This window comes from Nostocoides sp. (assembly GCF_035343835.1).
GTDB classification, from domain to species: domain Bacteria; phylum Actinomycetota; class Actinomycetes; order Actinomycetales; family Dermatophilaceae; genus Nostocoides_A; species Nostocoides_A vanveenii.
This window is the reverse complement of record NZ_DAOQZV010000052.1, coordinates 1-16330: the sequence shown is the minus strand read 5'-3', so window position 1 is coordinate 16330 and position 16330 is coordinate 1. Positions and strand designations below refer to the sequence as shown.

Annotated in this window: 15 protein-coding genes; 7 read left to right on the top strand and 8 right to left on the bottom strand. The window is 69.0% G+C overall.

Going from position 1 to position 16330, the window contains the following annotated elements:
• Both PKH97_RS05765 and glmM read left to right on the top strand, forming a co-directional pair.
• The coding region (locus tag PKH97_RS05765; protein ID WP_324386455.1) for a hypothetical protein at positions 1-357 on the top strand (357 nt) is incomplete at its 5' end.
• A 120-nt stretch (positions 358-477) separates the two neighbouring features.
• On the top strand, positions 478-1839 hold the full coding sequence (gene glmM, locus PKH97_RS05760) for a phosphoglucosamine mutase (protein WP_324386454.1): 1362 nt from the start codon (positions 478-480) through the stop codon (positions 1837-1839).
• Between the two features lie 620 nt (positions 1840-2459).
• On the opposite strand, the gene PKH97_RS05755 is transcribed toward glmM, so the two are convergent.
• The 3 genes from PKH97_RS05755 to PKH97_RS05745 are packed head-to-tail and all read right to left on the bottom strand — an operon-like array spanning position 2460 to position 5771.
• A complete protein-coding gene (locus PKH97_RS05755; RefSeq protein ID WP_324386453.1) occupies positions 2460-3098 on the bottom strand; it encodes a carbonic anhydrase in 639 nt (212 codons plus the stop codon).
• Entirely contained in the window at positions 3095-4819 is a 1725-nt protein-coding gene (locus PKH97_RS05750; RefSeq protein WP_324386452.1) for a fumarate hydratase, read from the bottom strand. Before PKH97_RS05750 ends, PKH97_RS05755 begins: the two co-directional genes overlap by 4 nt.
• Before the next feature lie 25 nt (positions 4820-4844).
• Positions 4845-5771 carry a PfkB family carbohydrate kinase gene (locus PKH97_RS05745; protein ID WP_324386451.1) on the bottom strand — a complete coding sequence of 309 codons (927 nt, stop codon included), beginning with the start codon at positions 5769-5771 and terminating at the stop codon, positions 4845-4847.
• Positions 5772-5904: 133 nt separating this feature from the next.
• Here PKH97_RS05745 and PKH97_RS05740 point away from each other — a divergent pair, with 133 nt between their 5' ends.
• Positions 5905-6486 carry a DUF4245 domain-containing protein gene (locus PKH97_RS05740; RefSeq protein WP_324386450.1) on the top strand — a complete coding sequence of 194 codons (582 nt, stop codon included), beginning with the start codon at positions 5905-5907 and terminating at the stop codon, positions 6484-6486.
• 52 nt (positions 6487-6538) lie between these two features.
• Here PKH97_RS05740 and PKH97_RS05735 read toward each other — a convergent pair whose 3' ends face one another.
• The 4 genes from PKH97_RS05735 to xseA form a co-directional block, all read right to left on the bottom strand.
• Positions 6539-7729, bottom strand: a complete 1191-nt coding sequence (locus PKH97_RS05735) for an FAD-dependent oxidoreductase (RefSeq protein ID WP_324386449.1) — start codon at positions 7727-7729, stop codon at positions 6539-6541.
• 78 nt (positions 7730-7807) lie between these two features.
• A complete protein-coding gene (locus PKH97_RS05730; protein ID WP_324386448.1) occupies positions 7808-8593 on the bottom strand; it encodes an enoyl-CoA hydratase/isomerase family protein in 786 nt (261 codons plus the stop codon).
• Between the two features lie 61 nt (positions 8594-8654).
• On the bottom strand, positions 8655-8882 hold the full coding sequence (locus PKH97_RS05725; protein WP_324386447.1) for an exodeoxyribonuclease VII small subunit: 228 nt from the start codon (positions 8880-8882) through the stop codon (positions 8655-8657).
• 58 nt (positions 8883-8940) lie between these two features.
• Positions 8941-10182 carry an exodeoxyribonuclease VII large subunit gene (gene xseA, locus PKH97_RS05720; RefSeq protein ID WP_324386446.1) on the bottom strand — a complete coding sequence of 414 codons (1242 nt, stop codon included), beginning with the start codon at positions 10180-10182 and terminating at the stop codon, positions 8941-8943.
• Between the two features lie 44 nt (positions 10183-10226).
• Here xseA and PKH97_RS05715 point away from each other — a divergent pair, with 44 nt between their 5' ends.
• Entirely contained in the window at positions 10227-11258 is a 1032-nt protein-coding gene (locus PKH97_RS05715) for a 4-hydroxy-3-methylbut-2-enyl diphosphate reductase (protein WP_324386445.1), read from the top strand.
• A 7-nt stretch (positions 11259-11265) separates the two neighbouring features.
• Here PKH97_RS05715 and PKH97_RS05710 read toward each other — a convergent pair whose 3' ends face one another.
• The gene (locus PKH97_RS05710) at positions 11266-12483 is read right to left on the bottom strand and encodes a DNA recombination protein RmuC (protein ID WP_324386444.1); all 1218 of its coding nucleotides are present in this window, start codon (positions 12481-12483) and stop codon (positions 11266-11268) included.
• 45 nt (positions 12484-12528) lie between these two features.
• Here PKH97_RS05710 and PKH97_RS05705 point away from each other — a divergent pair, with 45 nt between their 5' ends.
• From PKH97_RS05705 to ychF, 3 genes are all read left to right on the top strand, one after another.
• On the top strand, positions 12529-13098 hold the full coding sequence (locus PKH97_RS05705; protein ID WP_324386443.1) for an NUDIX hydrolase: 570 nt from the start codon (positions 12529-12531) through the stop codon (positions 13096-13098).
• A gap of 41 nt (positions 13099-13139) precedes the next feature.
• On the top strand, positions 13140-15254 hold the full coding sequence (locus PKH97_RS05700; RefSeq protein WP_324386442.1) for an alpha-galactosidase: 2115 nt from the start codon (positions 13140-13142) through the stop codon (positions 15252-15254).
• A 12-nt stretch (positions 15255-15266) separates the two neighbouring features.
• A partial coding sequence (gene ychF, locus PKH97_RS05695) for a redox-regulated ATPase YchF (RefSeq protein ID WP_324386441.1) occupies positions 15267-16330 on the top strand: 1064 nt, incomplete at its 3' end.

Below are 16330 nucleotides of genomic sequence, written 5' to 3'. Positions count from 1 at the left end.
TCGCCCGGACGCACCTCCGGCAGCCGCTTCGAGATCACCCCGGCGGGCACAGTCCTGCTGCGCGAGCGGCTGGCCGAGCCGCATCACGCCACGCCACCTCGCAACGGCCTGCTGTTGCGTTTGTTCTTCGGCACCCAACTGCCGCCCGGGCGCAGCCGGGAGCTTCTCGAAGCGGAGATCGAGCGTGCCGAGGTCGCGCTGGCGCGATTCGCCGCCATCCGGGCCGATATGGACACCGAGCCACCCGGCGCCGAGCACGACTATCGCGCGCTCACGCTGGCGTATGGCGAGCATCATGCCCGTGCCCATCTCGCCTGGGCCACCGAGGCCCTCCGTGCCCTGCCCGACCGGGACTGACGCGGCGCGCAGGCGGGGACGCGCGGCCTGCGGGCACGGCCCGATGCGGATCACGACTACCATTCACGTCGGCTCTGGTGGCCGATCGGCCCCCCCACAGAACTTGGAAGGCACCCCCTGATGGCACGACTTTTCGGCACCGACGGCGTGCGCGGACTCGCGAATGACAAGATCACCGCCGAGCTCGCTCTGGGCCTGTCCATCGCAGCGGCTCAGGTGCTCGGTCAGCCCGCCCGGACCGTGGGTCGCAAGCCGAAGGCCGTCGTCGGACGGGACCCGCGCGCGTCGGGGGAGTTCCTCGCGGCGGCCGTCATTGCCGGGCTCGCCTCGGCGGGCGTCGATGTCCATGACGCCGGCGTGCTGCCCACGCCGGCGGTGGCCTTCCTGACGGCCGACATGGACGCCCACTTCGGCGTCATGCTCTCGGCCTCGCACAATGCCATGCCCGACAACGGCATCAAGTTCTTCGCGGCCGGCGGGCACAAGCTCCCCGACGCGGTCGAGGACGAGATCGCCGCGCTCTACGGCAAGGACTGGGTCCGGCCGGTGGGTGCCGAAGTCGGCCGTGTCCACCGCAACCGCGCCGGCCAGGCCCGGTATGTCGCGCACCTCCTCGCCGCGCTGCCCAACCGGTTGGACGGGCTCACCGTCGTCATCGATGGCGCGCACGGGGCAGCGAGCGCGGTCTCGCCGGAGGTCTTCCGGCTCGCGGGGGCCGACGTTTTCGAGATCGGCTGCGAGCCGGACGGGCTCAACATCAACGATGGCTACGGCTCGACCCACCTCGAGCACCTGCAGGAGGCCGTGGTCACGCGCGGCGCCGACTTCGGCATCGCGCACGACGGCGACGCCGACCGCTGCCTGGCCGTCGATGCCGCCGGTGAGGTGGTCGACGGCGATCAGATCATGGCGATCCTGGCGCTGGCGATGAAGGACCGCGGCGCCCTGGCCGACGACACGCTCGTGGCCACCGTCATGTCGAATCTCGGTCTGCTGCAAGCGATGTCGCGCGAGGGCGTGACAGTGCTCAAGACCGGCGTCGGTGACCGTTATGTGCTGGAGAAGATGCGCGAGGGCAACTTCTCCCTCGGTGGCGAGCAGTCCGGGCACGTGATCATCAGCGACCACGGCACGACCGGCGACGGTGTGCTGACCGGTCTGCTAGTCGCAGCTCGCGTGGCGGCGACCCGCACACCTCTGGCCGAGTTGGCCGCGGTCATGACTCGGCTGCCGCAGGTGCTCGTCAACGTCAAGGGCGTCGACACCGCACGGGTCGAGTCCGACGAGACGCTGCAGGCGGCTGTCGCCACTGAGGTCGTGGCGCTCGGGGACAACGGTCGCGTGCTGCTGCGCAAGTCGGGCACCGAGCCACTCGTCCGGGTGATGGTCGAGGCCGCCACGCAGGAGCAGGCGCGGGCGGTTGCCGATCGCCTGGCTGCCGTCGTCAAGGATTGCCTCGCCTCAGCACCACCGGTCAGTTGACCGGCGCGTAAAGGGCATGCCCGCCCGAGAGGCGTAACGGACACATAGCGATGGACCACAATGCGGCGGACCCAATTCACACATGCTCGCCGAGCAACCCCAGGCCTTCGATCATGTACACGGGTACACCAAAGTTCACCTACTTCCCTATCCCAAGATCACGGGACGTGGTCGTCACGTCATCGCACAGATGCATCGACCACCCTGGTACCACCGACACCGTCGGGTGTCAACGGCATACCCAACCACATCTACCTGGCGGCTGACCTCGCCCACCTCGACCGTGCCGCAGGTGTCCCTCGGCAAAGGCTTCGACGTCGCCGTCCACGATGCGGTTCGGCCGAAATCCGTGCACCGGAATGTCCTGCGCTGCAGCGAAATCGGCGCTCTCGTCGATCCAGCGCTGGCGCCGGGCCACGGCCTCGCCGGCCGTCTGCGGGGTTCCCCAACCACCCGGAAGAGGGCGCGCAACTGGCGCGCCGTGACCCATTCGCCCGCCCGGTCGGCGACCATCCTGCGGCGGTCGCCAGTCAGGCCGAGGGCGTCCACGCCGGCATACGGGACCGGCCGGATGGCCGTGCTCTTGACCGAATGAAGGTGAATCGCCTGCAGGCGCAAGCTCATTCGGCGATTGAGACGTCGCCGACGACGGTCACAACCTGGGCCGCGCCATGGGCGAGGTGATACTCGGCGCCGACGATCGCGAGCCGGCCGTCGCTGATGCGCTCGGCGATGATGGCCGAGCGATCGGCGATCAAGTGGCAGGTCTGGGCGACGTGCTCGCCCTCGATCTGCTCGACCGAGGTCCGCCCTGCCCGCGTCGCGACCAGGACACTCGGGGTCACCCGTTCGACGATGTCGCGCAGATAACCGGGCGGCATAATCCCCGTGGCGACGGCCTCCATCGCGGCCTTGACGGCGCCGCAGGAGTCGTGCCCCAGGACCACGATCAGCGGGCAATCGAGCACCGCGACACCGAACTCGAGCGACCCGAGCACACTGGGGTCGATGACATGCCCGGCCGTGCGGACGACGAAGAGGTCGCCCAGGCCCTGGTCGAAGATGATCTCCGCCGCCACCCGGGAGTCGCCGCAGCCGAAGAAGATGGCGAACGGGTTTTGATAGCCCGCTAGCTGGTGGCGCAACCCGATGTCCTGGTTGGGGTGTTCGCTTTGCTCCGCCACGAACCGCGCGTTCCCGTCCAGCAGGCGCTTCCAGGCCGTGGCCGGGGTCAGGACCCGGTCGGGGCTCGCTGTCATAGTCCTTGCCGTTTCCCGATCGTGAACGCGACGGGTTTGGTCACCGAGGCGAAGAAGTCGTTGCCCTTGTCGTCGACGACGATGAAGGCGGGGAAGTCCTCAACCTCGATCTTCCAGATCGCCTCCATGCCCAACTCCGGGTATTCGATGACCTCGACCGACTTGATGCAGTCCTGGGCGAGCCGCGCGGCCGGCCCACCGATGGAGCCGAGATAGAAGCCGCCGTGCGCCTGGCAGGCATCGGTGACCTGCTGGCTGCGATTGCCCTTGGCCAGCATGACCATCGAGCCCCCGGCCGCCTGGAACTGATCGACATAGGAGTCCATCCGGCCGGCGGTGGTCGGACCGAAGGAGCCTGACGGCATACCGGCCGGTGTCTTCGCCGGGCCGGCGTAGTAGACCGGGTGGTCGCGCAGGTAGGCCGGCATTTCCTCGCCGGCGTCGAGCCGTTCGCGGATCTTGGCGTGCGCGATGTCGCGGGCCACGACCAGCGGGCCGGTCAGCGACAGGCGGGTCTTGACCGGGTGCTTGCTCAACTCGGCGAGGATTTCGGGCATCGGTCGGTTGAGGTCGATGGCGACGACGGCGCCCTGGCCGGTCGAGCCCGCGCCGACCGCCTCGCCGGCGTGGGCGCCGAGGGACTCATGGGTCGCATCGGGCAGGAACCGCGCCGGATCGGTCTCCAGCTGCTCGATGAAGACGCCCTCGGCGGTGATCTTGCCCAGCACCTGGCGGTCGGCCGAGCACGAGACGGCGATCGCCACGGGTAGCGACGCACCGTGGCGCGGCAGGCGGATGACGCGTACGTCGTGGCAGAAGTACTTCCCACCGAACTGCGCGCCGATCCCGAACTGGCGGGTCAACTCCAGGACCTGGGCCTCGAGGCCGAGGTCGCGGAAGCCGTGGCCGGTGGCGGCGTCGCCCGAGGTGGGCAGCGCATCGAGGTATTTGGCGCTGGCATACTTCGCGGTCTTCAGGGCGTATTCGGCGCTCGTGCCGCCGATGACGATGGCCAGGTGATAGGGCGGGCAGGCGGCCGTGCCCAGGCCGCGGAGCTTCTCATCGAGGAAGCGCAGCATCCCGTCCGGGTTGAGGATGGCTTTGGTCTCCTGGAACAGATAGGACTTGTTGGCGCTGCCGCCGCCCTTGGCCATGAACAGGAACTTGTAGGTCGTCTCGTGGCCGACGGCGGTGTCGGAATACATCTCGATCTGCGCGGGGAGGTTGGACCCCGTGTTCTTCTCCTCCCACATCGTCACCGGGGCCATCTGGCTGTAGCGCAGGTTGAGGCGGGTGTAGGCGTCATACACACCCTCGGAGATCGCCATCTCGTCGTCGCCGTCGGTCAGGACGTGCTGACCGCGCTTGCCGACGACGATCGCGGTGCCGGTGTCCTGGCACATCGGGAGCACGCCGCCCGCGGCGATATTGGCGTTCTTGAGCAGGTCGAGGGCGACGAATTTGTCGTTATTGCTCGCCTCGTCGTCGGCGAGGATGGTGGCGAGTTGCTGCAGGTGAGCGGGACGCAAGTAGTGCGCGATGTCGTGCATCGCGGTCTCGGTCAGCGTGCGCAGCGCATCGGGCGCGACCTGCAGGAACTGGCGACCGCCCGGGCCGGCGACGACCTCGACGCCCTCGGTGGTCAGCAGCCGCCAGGGCGTCTGCTCCGTGCCATTGCTCCCCGCCCCGGGGAGCAGGTGTTCGAACGCAAAATCGGCCATCGCCGCACGGTCCTTCCCGCTGTCATCACAACTCGTCCAAGCTCGGAGCGTAGGCGCCCGCGTGCGAGACGGTGATGGCCCCGCAGCGGCTGCCCCGCTGGATCGCGGGCGTGATGTCCGCGACGCTCGCCCGGTGGAGCCGGTCGCGGGCGTCCACGCCACCGATCAGGCCGCTGGAGGACAAGCCGGACAGTAGCCCCGCCATGAACGAATCTCCTGCCCCAACGGTATCCACGACGCGGGTCGGGGGTGCGGCCAGGGTCACAAAGTCACCGGAGTTCGTCAATCGGAAGCTGACGCCGTCCGCCGCACGGGTCGCGACGGTCAGGGTTGGGCCGAGGGTGCCCCACCGAGTGAGGATCGCTTCGATGCTCATTCCCGGGTAGAGCAGTTCGAGGTCGTCGCTGCTGGCCTTGACGACATCGGAGTAGCCGATGATGGATTCGATCTGGGCGCGGACCTTGTCCAGGTCGCCCATGATGGTCGGGCGCACATTGGGGTCGTAGGACACGGTGGCCTGCTCGCGGCCCTGCTGCAGGGCGCGGACCACGTCATCGGTGCCCGGCAGGAGCACCGCGCCGATGGAGCCGGTATGGATGTGCCCGATCTCCTCGCCGAGCTCAATAACGCCCGGGTCCCAGGTGATGTCGAAGAGGTAGGTGGCCGCCCCGCCCTCGTCGATATTCGCCTGCGCCGTCGAGGTCGCGCGCTCGGTCGGCTTCGAGATGACGGTGACATTGCGGCGCGAAAGATGCGAACGGATGCGTTCGCCGCGGGCGTCGTCGCCGAGGCAAGTCGCGAACTGCACCGTGTTGTCCAGGCGAGCCAGGCCGACCGCGACATTTGCCGGCGAGCCACCCACGTGCTCGACGGGATTCTCGGCATACCGCTGGGCGATGTCGATCAGCGCTTCGCCGATGACAAGGAACTCACGTGCCTCCTGCTGCCCCATTGCTGACCCTTCGAATGACGCGTGGCCCGAACCGACATCTGAACTCTACTGATTCCGCGCGGCGTCGTCCCGGCGGGCCGGCGGGGGTGAGGCGGTTTGGGCACGCCGCAGCCGATGAGCGACGATAGCCCGTATGAGTGAGCCCACCGTCGCGCCGACCGCCTCGGCCCCGACGAGCGCGTCGGCCAGCCACTACGCGCGGGGGTCCGCGGCGAACATGGTGCGATCGCTCGCGCTCATCGTGGCCTTCATGGCCGTGATCTTCTTCGCGGTGGCGCGCACCAACACGCTGTCGGGGCCACCGGTCGACGTCTCGGGCCTGGCGACGAGTGTCGCCCGCGAGACGGGCTGGCCCATCGAGGTGCCCGCCGACCTGCCCGACGGCTGGCGCCCGAGTGCGGTGCGTTTTGTGCCGTCCACCGACAATCTGCCGACCTGGCATGTCGGCTACACCTCGCCGGACGGGCACTACATCGCGGTGGAGCAGACCGCGGATGCCACCAAGAAGTGGATCACTCAGCAAACCAACCGGGCGCCGGTCAAGGGTGCCGAGGTGGCTGCCGGGCGCACCTGGCAGCTTTACGTGCGGGACATCAAGACGCAGAACAGCCTCGTCGCGCCCGGGCCGGGGCAGCTGACCACCATCGTCACCGGCGACGGGACGCTGGAGGAGCTGAAGGTCTTCGCCGAGCACCTGCAGCCTTTCCGCTCCTGACCGGGCGCCTCCAAACCGGGTTCTGCGGGGCGGCGGGGGAGCGGCCGGACGGTTACCGGGGAGCGGCGGCCAGGGCGGCGTCCCACGCTGTGCGCGCGCCGATCAGCCGCCGATAACGCATGATGTCGCGGCGCCGGTTGAGGGTCAGGGCGCCGACCAAGCGCTCGCCGTCCCGATAGAGCGCCACGAACTCCTCGGCGTCCCAGTCGCCGACAACCAGGGCCGGTTCGCCAATCGGCATCCCCACGCACTGGATGAACTGGCTATACCACTGCGACCAAAAGTAGGGCACCTCGGCGAACTCCGTGGCATGCTCCGGATCCAGCAGGTTGGCTGCGACGTGGTCGCCCTGCTGCATCGCATTGGTCCAGTGTTCGAGGCGCATCGTGGTGCCGAAGGTCGGATTGGGCCACCGCGCGATATCGCCCGCCGCCCACACGCCGTCGGCGGCCTTGAGCGTGGCATCGCACAGCACGCCGTCATTCAGGTCCAGGCCCGAACCGGCCAGCCAATCCGTCTCCGGGATGGCGCCGATGCCCACCACCACGAGGTCGGCGGCCAGTTGCGATCCGTCGGCCAACCGAAGTCCGGCGACTCGATCGCCGCCCAGAATCTCGGAAACCGCCGTGTCGCAATGCAGTTCGACGCCGTGGCGGGCATGCAAGCGAGCGAGGGCTGCGCCTGCCGTGGGCCCGACGGCGTCCCGTAGAGGCGTCGCGGCCGCTTCGAGGATGGTCGTATGGACGCCAAGCCGCCGGGCGGCGGACGCGACCTCCGCCCCGATGAAACCAGCGCCGACGACCACCAGGCGCGTTGCCCGGTCGAATGCCTCGCGGATGTTTCGGGCGTCGCCGACCCCGCGCAGGGTGTGCACCCCAGGCAGGGTTCGGCCGGGAAGCTGCCGTGCCTTCAGCCCGGTGGCGATCACCAATGCGTCGTAGGACAGGTCCTCATCGCCGAGCGCGACCCTTCGGGAGTGCCTGTCCACCGAGGTAGCGGTGACGCCCAGCCGGGCGTCGACGTCCAGGGCATCCCAGTCCTGCTCGTCGATCAGGTAGGGCGTGGGTTCCGCGCGGCCCCAGAGGAACTCCTTGGACAGGGGTGGACGGTCATACGGTCGGTAGTGCTCCGCCCCAACCAGGACTATCCGGCCGCTGAATCCGCGTCGGCGAAGTCCCCGGACCGCGTGCAACCCGGCCAGCGACGCACCGACCACGACGACGTGGGAGGGGGGTGCGGTCATACGGCGATCCTCCCGCAGGGCCGCGACCCGGGTGCGGTCGGCGGGCGGTGAGTGCGGATGCGGTGAGCGCGGAGGCGGTCAGCGGCCGGTCCAGCGCGGCTCGCGGCGTTCGAGGAAGGCGGTGACTCCCTCGCGGATGTCGGCGGTGGTGAAGGCCAGGGCCAGTTGCGCCCGGAGGGCGTCGAGGGCCTCGGGAAGGGCCAGGTCCCGGGTGGCGTCCAGCGCGTCCTTGCCCATGCGCATCAGCAGTGGCGACGTGCCGACGAGTTCGCGAGCCCACTCGGTGACGGCGTCATCGAACTGCGCGGCCGGCACGACTCGGTTGACGAATCCCCAGGTCAGGGCCTCGGCGGCCGTGACCGGCTTGCCCAGAAGCATCAACTCGTTCGCCTTCATCCGAGGCAGATTGCGATAAATGAGTGCGGAAATCATGAAGGGAAAAAGGCCGACGTTGATCTCGGGGCAGCCGAAGCTGACGCCGTCCTTGGCGATGATGAAATCGCAGGCGAGGGCCAGTCCGAAGGCGCCGGCAAGGACGTCCCCGCCGGCCGCGCAGATCACCGGCTTGTGGAGTTTGCCGATGAGGCTGACCAGGCGCGGGAATCTGTCAAGATCGGCAAACTTCTCGACGGCCGAGGAGTCCGAGGCCAGAGCGCGCAGATCGCCGCCGGCCGAGAATATCCGCTCGTGGCTCGTGCCGATGACGACCACGCGCACCTCGTCGTCATCGCGGGCGCGCTCGCACGCGCCGATGAGTTGGTCGAGCATGGCGTCCGAGAGCGCATTGCGCCGTGCCGGATCATCGAGGGTGATTCGGGCGATGTGCACGTCGGTGACGGCATAGGTGACCAGGGCGTCGGCCATCGAGACTCCTTCGTTGGGCGAGGGGCGTTCGTCGCTGTCGTGGGGCGCCGATCCGGTGCGACTAGTCCGTGCCCGCGCCCTCCGCGTCGGTCTGGGCACGCAGGCTGGCCTCGGCGCGCTCGAGCCAGGCCGTGCAGTGCGCGGCGAGCGCCTCGCCCCGCCGCCACAGGGTCATGGCGTCCTCGAGGCCGACCTGGCCGCCCTCGAGTTTGGCCACGAGACCCACGAGTTCGTCGCGGGCCTGCTCATAGGACAGGTCGGCGATGTCGGAGTCGGTCGCGGTGCTCATGGGCGGCAAGCCTACGGCGTGGGTCCGACACCGACCGGTGGCTACGGAGGGGTCGGCGTCAGGCGTCGCTCGCCCGGACGGCGAAGTCGCCGCGGGCCACACGCACGCGCAGCAGGTCGCCGACCCCGACCTGCTCCTGGTCGGTAACGATCGTGCCGTCGGGCTCGGTGACCAGGGCGTAGCCGCGATCGAGGGTGGCTTGCGGCGAGAGCAGCCGCGCCTGCCGGCGCAGGTGCTCGACGCGGTCGCGGTCTCGCCCGATGAGTGCCTCGGCCCGAAGATGGGCCCGCCGGCGGTAGGCCGCGATCTCCGCCCGCTGCGTCCTGACGTATGCCGTTCGGTCGGTCAGCACCGGCCGGCTGGTCAGCTCGACCAGCCGGCGGCGCTCTCGGAGGAGGTGGTCGGCGACCGCGCGGCGGAGGCGATCGCGGGCGGTGTCGAGTTCGGTGCGCACAGCGCGGGCGTCGGGAACGACGAGGCTCGCCGCGTGGGTGGGTGTGGACGCTCGGACATCCGCCACATAGTCCAGGAGGGGGGTGTCGATGTCGTGACCGATGGCGCTGACGACCGGGGTGCGGGCAGCGGCGACGGCCCGGATCAGGCTCTCATTGCTGAAGGCCAGGAGGTCCTCGACCGACCCGCCGCCGCGGGCGATGACGATGACGTCGACATGGGGGAGGGCATCGAGGTCGGCGAGCGCACGGCATACCTCCTCGACGGCATTGACGCCCTGGACAGCGACCGACCGGATCTCGAAAGCCATACCCGGCCAGCGGCGGGCGACGTTCTCCACGACATCGCGTTCGGCCGCGCTCGCGCGTCCGCTGATCAGACCGATGGTCTGCGGCAGGAAGGGCAGGCGGCGTTTGCGCTCGGCCGCGAAGATGCCCTCCGAGGCGAGCATTCGCTTGAGGTAGTCGATCCGCGCCAGCAGTTCGCCGATGCCGACCGGCCGGATCTGACGGGCATCGAGGGTCAGCTGGCCGCGCTGCTCCCAGAAGGCCGGCTTGCACTGGATGACCACCCGTTCGCCCTGACCGACCGGGCGCGCCATGGCATCGAGCGCCGTGGTGGCGATGGCGACCGAGAAAGACATATCGACGTCGGGGTCACGCAAGGTCAAAAAGGCCGTCCGGCCACCTGGTCGCCGGTTGAGTTGGACGATCTGGCCTTCGATCCAGACGACCGACATCTTCTCGATGTACTCGCCGATCTTCATGCTCAGCACGCGCACCGGCCAGGGGTGCTCGGGCGTGGTGTCGGCCGCCCGTTCGGGCAGGCTGGAGGGCGAGCTGGTCACTCGCGCGAGCCTAAGGCGTGCGGAGGGCAACTTACGATGGAGGCATGAGTTCTGCCCAGATGACCCCTCCCGCGAGCCCGCGCAAGCGTGTTCTCCTGGCCGCGCCACGCGGCTATTGCGCCGGTGTCGACCGGGCAGTGGTGACCGTCGAGAAGGCGCTGGAGCTCTACGGGCCGCCCGTCTATGTCCGCAAGGAGATCGTCCACAACAAGCACGTCGTGACCACCCTGGAGAAGCGCGGCGCGATCTTTGTCGACGAGACCCAGCAGGTGCCCGAGGGCGCGACCGTCGTCTTCTCCGCCCACGGCGTCGCTCCCGTGGTGCACGAGGAAGCCCGCTCGCTCGGGCTGAAGACCATCGACGCCACCTGCCCCCTGGTGACCAAGGTGCACCGCGAGGCCGTGCGCTTCGCCACGCACGACTACGACATCCTGCTCATTGGCCACGAGGGGCACGAGGAGGTCGTCGGCACCTCGGGCGAGGCGCCCGAGCACATCACCCTCGTCGAAGGCCCCGACGACGTCGACCACATCACCGTCCGCGACCCCGAGAAGGTCGTCTGGCTCTCGCAGACCACGCTCTCGGTCGACGAGACGATGGAGACGGTTCGCCGCCTGCGCGAGCGCTTCCCGGCGATGCAGGACCCGCCCAGCGACGACATTTGCTACGCCACCCAGAACCGCCAGCTCGCGGTCAAGCAGATGGCCAAGGACTGCGATCTGATGATCGTCGTCGGCTCCCGCAACTCCTCCAACTCGGTGCGCCTCGTCGAGGTCGCACTCGAGCACGGTGCTCGTGCGGGACATCTCGTCGACTATGCGGACGAAATCGACCCGACCTGGCTCGACGATGTCGAGGTCGTGGGCGTCACCTCGGGTGCGTCGGTGCCCGAAGTTCTCGTCCGGGGGGTCCTGGACTTCCTCGCCGGACGCGGCTATGACGAGGTCACCCCGGTGATCGCCGCCGAGGAGTCGTTGACCTTCTCCTTGCCCAACGAGATCCGGCGCGACCTCAAGGCACGTGGAATGTCGGACAAGATGCGGCACGACGGCTCGTTCGCCGGCTCATTGCACTGACCGAGGTTCAACTTGCCGCCATTTCGCCCTCCGTCCCGGCCGGTGGATCGACGAGCAGTTCCGGCCGCCGGTCCGTCGCGGTCACCGCGTCGATGAGTTCATAGGCCGTCAACGGCCGCGCCGCCGCCGTCACCGGGCCCATCTGGGGCAGCTCTGAGCCACCGATGCCCAGGTCGTGCAATCGTCGTGCGCTGACCAGCACCCGGGCTTCCAGGCCGCCGATCAGGGCGTTGTAGGCCTCGACGCTCCCGGTCAGGCTCCGTCCGAGCTTCGCCGCGTGCCCGCCCAGGGTGGCCAGGCGGGCATACAGTTCGCGCCCGACGACCAGCAGCTCCTCGGCGTTGGTGGCCAGGGCGTCCTGCTGCCACGTGAAGGCCACCGAGCGAAGCACCGCCAGCAAGGCGCCCGGGCCGACCACGACCACGCGCTTGGCCATCGCCCGCTCGTGCAGGCCCGGATCGGCAGCGAGCGCCGACGAGAGCATGGCGTCGGAGGGGACGAAGCAGAGCACGGCCTCCGGCGAGGTCGTGAACGCCGACCAGTAGTCCTTGGCCGCGAGCGCGTCCACATGACCGGTCAACGCCCGGGCGTGGTCGGCAAGGAGGGCCGACCGCTCGGACGCCTCCACGTCCTCGCCCTGCGCCTGCAAGAACGCCGTCATGGGCGCCTTCGCGTCCACAACCAGAACCCGCCCGCCGGGCAGGCGCACGACCACATCGGGGCGCACCGCTCGCCCGTGCTGACTCGTCGCGGCGACCTGCTCCTCGAAATCGCAGCGGGACAACATCCCGGCATGCTCCAGGACGCGCCGCAGCTGGACCTCACCCCAGGCGCCGCGCACCGAGGAGGCGTTGAGCGAACCGGCGAGCGACGCGGTATGTCGGCCAAGGGCCGAGGTCTCGTCCTCGACGCGCAGCAGAGCCGAACGCACGGCGCTGAACTGGTCGACCCGGTCGCGTTCGAGGACGGCCACCTGTCGCTCCACGCGCGCGATGCTCTCGTGGACCGGGCGCAGGGCGGCCGCGGTCTCGGCGTCCTCGGCCAGTGCCGCTTCGAGGTCACGGACCCGGTCGCGCAGCAGGTCACGCTCCGTCGTGGCTGCCGCGAACCGAGCCGCGCCGCGCAGGTGCACGAGCAGCCCGACTAACGCCGCGGCGAGCACCGCGGGAGCGGTGGTGAGCAGCCAGATCTCCATGAGCCATACCCAATCAGGCAGTACCGACAACCCCATCCACCTGCGACGATCCGCCGCCCGGGTAGCCTCGCGGTCATGCCCGATCCGAGCGATCCCGCGAGCCGCGCGACCCACCCGCGGCCGACGGCCGACCTGTCCACGGACCAGGGCCGCACCGACTTCACGGCAATTCTCAACGAGCGCTTGCCCACCAAGCGCGTGATCGCCCAGGGTCTGCTTCGCAACGAGCGCGACGAGGTGCTGCTCTGCCAGTTGACCTACAAGAACGAATGGGATCTGCCCGGCGGCGTGGTCGACAAATTCGAGTCGCCGGCGACCTGCGTCGAGCGCGAATGCCGCGAGGAACTCGGCGTCGACCTGCCCGTTATGGGTTTGGTGACCACGACCTGGTTGCCGCCCTATCGAGGGTGGGACGACGCCGTCCTCTTCCTGTTCGACCTGGGGCGCGTGGACGCCGATTGGATCGATCGGCTGACCCTTCAGCCCCGCGAGATCGTTGCCGTCCACTGGGCCGATCCCAGCGTCGTCGCCGAGCGCACGGCCCCCTACGCCGCCCGGCTGATTGCCGCCTGCGTGGCCCGCGACACACCGCCTTATCTGGAGAATTCGGCGCCACGCCAAGGCGTTGTCGGACCGGCCCTCTAGGCTCGTCCTCGCTCATCCGAATCGGCCCGAGGACGTGCCACGTGACCCTGATCCATCTGCGCAGCGAGACGACTTCCTTCATTGCGGCGACCGACGGCGATGCTCTCCCCGTCGTCTTGCACTGGGGAGCCCGGCTGCCCGACGCGGTGAGCGCGGAGGAACTGGAGGCCACTCTGCGTGCTCCCGTCCCGCACTGTTCGATGGACGAGCCGCTGGCCCGCCGGATTGTGCCCTTGGCTGTGGACCGGTGGCGCCTTCGGGACGGCCTTCGCGGGTCGGCTCCCGACGGCACCCGCTTCGCCCCCTGCTTCCGGACGACGGCGCTCTCCCATGATGACGCGAGCCTGCGCCTAGGTGCCCATGACGCCACGGCCGGCCTCGATCTATCCCTCACCTACACGATGCATCCGGACGGGCTGCTTCAGATCGGCGCTGCGCTGACCAATGTCGGCCCCGGACCGTATGCCGTGGCCGCCCTCGAATCCAGCGTGCCCCTGCCGATGGATGCCGTCGAGGTTCTCGACCTGACCGGCCGCTGGTGCCGGGAGCGCACGCCCCAGCGACTGCCGCTCGGGATGGGCAGCTGGGTCCGCGAGTCGTATGAGGGGCGCCCCAGCCACGACGGGCCCCTCGCCTTATGCGTCGGTGACCCGGGCTTCGGCTTCCGCGCGGGTCGCGTCTGGGCGGTCCACCTCGCCTGGAGCGGAGACTGTGTCTCCTTCGCCGAACGCAGCCCCGGCGGCTTCGCCCAACTCGGCGCGGGGGAAATGTTCGCCCCCGGCGAGATGATCCTGGCGCCCGGCGAGACGTATGACGCGCCCGACCTCCTCGCGGCCTACAGTGCGCGCGGCCTGGACGGAATCAGTGCGGCCTTCCACGGCTTCGTGCGCTCTCGCCCCTCCCACCCGACCACGCCCCGCAAGGTCCTGCTCAACACGTGGGAGGCCGTCTATTTCGATCACCGACTCGAGGTGCTCACCGAACTCGCCGACGCTGCGGCCGAGGCCGGCGTCGAACGCTTCGTCCTGGACGACGGCTGGTTCGGCTCGCGGCGCAATGACACCAAAGGCCTGGGAGACTGGGTCGTCTCGCAGGAGGTCTGGCCCGACGGGCTCGGACCGCTCATCGACCATGTGCGTTCTCGGGGAATGGATTTCGGCATCTGGGTCGAGCCCGAGATGGCCAATCCCGACTCCGATCTGTTGCGGGAGCACCCGGAATGGATGCTGGCCGTCGAGGGCCGCGACCCCTTGCTGGCGCGCCATCAGCAGGTCATCGACCTCGCCAACGAGGAGTGCTTCGCACACATCCTGGGCCGCCTGGACGCGCTGCTCAGCGACAACGCGATCGCCTTCGTCAAGTGGGACGACAACCGCGGGCTGACCGACGCGGCCCACGAGGGCCGAGCGGCCGCGCACGGGCAGACGATCGCGCTCTACCGGCTGTTCGACACGCTGCGCGAGCGTCATCCCGATGTCGAGTTCGAGACCTGCGCCTCCGGCGGGGGACGGGTCGATCTCGGCATCCTCGCGCGCACCGACCGGCTCTGGGCCAGTGACACCATCGACGCCATCGAACGGCAGCAGATCAACCTGTGGACCTCACTCGTGGTGCCGCCCGAGCTGATCGGTCAGCACATCGGTGGACCGCATGCGCACACGACGGGGCGCACCTCACCCTTCCCGCTGCGGGTGGCGAGCGCGGTCTTCGGCCATCTCGGCATCGAGTGGAATCTCGCGACCTTGACACCGGCGCAGATGACCATGGTCAAGACCGCGGTGGAGTGGTACAAAGCGCATCGCGGTTTTCTGCACAGTGGCGACGTGGTGCGGATCGACGACGCGACCCGGCCGGTGGTCGTCCACGGCGTGGTCGCGCGCGACCGGCGGGAGGCGATCTTCTCGTATGCCCAGATCGGCACCAATGTCACCGAGTTCCCGGGCTTGCTCCGTCTGGACGGTCTCGACCCGGCGGCGACCTACCGCGTCGAACCGGTCATGCTCGGCGAGATCCCCGGCACGCAGCAGAAAGCCGGCCCCGCGTGGTGGAGCGCCGGCGGTGCCGACATCAGCGGAGCAGTCCTAATGGATCTGGGGCTTTCGCTCCCAGCGCTGCACCCGGAGCAGGCATTGGTGATCCACCTGACCGCTAAGTAGACTCCTGACCTCGTGGCTCTCACCATCGGCATCGTCGGACTGCCCAATGTCGGCAAATCGACACTCTTCAACGCCCTGACCAAAAACAACGTCCTCGCGGCGAACTATCCGTTCGCGACGATCGAGCCGAATGTCGGCGTGGTCCCGCTGCCCGACCCGCGGCTGACGCGCCTGGCAGAGATCTTTGGCAGCGAGCGGATCCTGCCCGCCACGGTGTCCTTCGTCGACATCGCCGGCATCGTCAAGGGGGCGTCGGTCGGCGAAGGGCTCGGCAACAAATTCCTCGCGAACATCCGTGAGGCCGACGCGATCTGCCAGGTCGTGCGCGCCTTCGAGGACGGCGATGTCGTCCACGTGGACGGCAAAGTCGACCCGGCCGGCGACATCGAGACCATCCACACCGAGTTGATCCTCGCCGATTTGCAGACTCTGGAGAAGGCCGTCCCGCGGCTGGAAAAGGAGTCGAAGATCAAGAAGGATGTCCGGCCGGCATACGACAATGCCGTTGCGGCGCAACGGGTTCTCGAAGAAGGCACGACCTTGTATGCCGGCGGAGCCGCCGCCGGCGTCGACCTCGCCGCCGCATCGTCGCTGGGCCTGTTGACGACGAAGCCGTTCATCTACGTCTTCAACCTCGACGAGGACCAACTCGCTGAGAGCGACCTGCGGGAGAAGCTGCGGGCGCTCGTCGCGCCGGCCGATGCGGTCTTCCTCAACGCCAAGCTCGAGATGGACCTGATGGACATGTCCGACGAGGAGGGACTGGAGCTGCTCCAGAGCTTCGGCGCCGAGGAGTCCGGCCTCGATCAGCTCGCGCGGGTGGGCTTCCACACGCTCGGCCTGCAGACCTACCTGACGGCCGGTCCCAAGGAGTCGCGGGCCTGGACGATTCGGCAAGGCTGGACCGCGCCCCAAGCCGCGGGCGTCATCCACACCGACTTCCAGAAGGGCTTCATCAAGGCCGAGGTGGTCTCCTTCGCCGACCTCGACGAGCTCGGCTCGATGGCCTCGGTCAAGTCCGCCGGCAAGGCTCGCCTCGAGGGCAAGGATTATGTGATGCAGGACGGCGACGTGGT

Bases quoted from the DNA above. Each gene is read 5' to 3' on its own strand.
- PKH97_RS05715 (WP_324386445.1), top strand. From the start codon at position 10,227: ATGAGTTCTGCCCAGATGACCCCTCCCGCGAGCCCGCGCAAGCGTGTT.
- glmM (WP_324386454.1), top strand. From the start codon at position 478: ATGGCACGACTTTTCGGCACCGACGGCGTGCGCGGACTCGCGAATGAC.
- PKH97_RS05730 (WP_324386448.1), bottom strand. From the start codon at position 8,593: ATGGCCGACGCCCTGGTCACCTATGCCGTCACCGACGTGCACATCGCC.
- PKH97_RS05725 (WP_324386447.1), bottom strand. From the start codon at position 8,882: ATGAGCACCGCGACCGACTCCGACATCGCCGACCTGTCCTATGAGCAG.
- PKH97_RS05755 (WP_324386453.1), bottom strand. From the start codon at position 3,098: ATGACAGCGAGCCCCGACCGGGTCCTGACCCCGGCCACGGCCTGGAAG.
- PKH97_RS05750 (WP_324386452.1), bottom strand. From the start codon at position 4,819: ATGGCCGATTTTGCGTTCGAACACCTGCTCCCCGGGGCGGGGAGCAAT.
- PKH97_RS05745 (WP_324386451.1), bottom strand. From the start codon at position 5,771: ATGGGGCAGCAGGAGGCACGTGAGTTCCTTGTCATCGGCGAAGCGCTG.
- PKH97_RS05705 (WP_324386443.1), top strand. From the start codon at position 12,529: ATGCCCGATCCGAGCGATCCCGCGAGCCGCGCGACCCACCCGCGGCCG.
- PKH97_RS05740 (WP_324386450.1), top strand. From the start codon at position 5,905: ATGAGTGAGCCCACCGTCGCGCCGACCGCCTCGGCCCCGACGAGCGCG.
- PKH97_RS05735 (WP_324386449.1), bottom strand. From the start codon at position 7,729: ATGACCGCACCCCCCTCCCACGTCGTCGTGGTCGGTGCGTCGCTGGCC.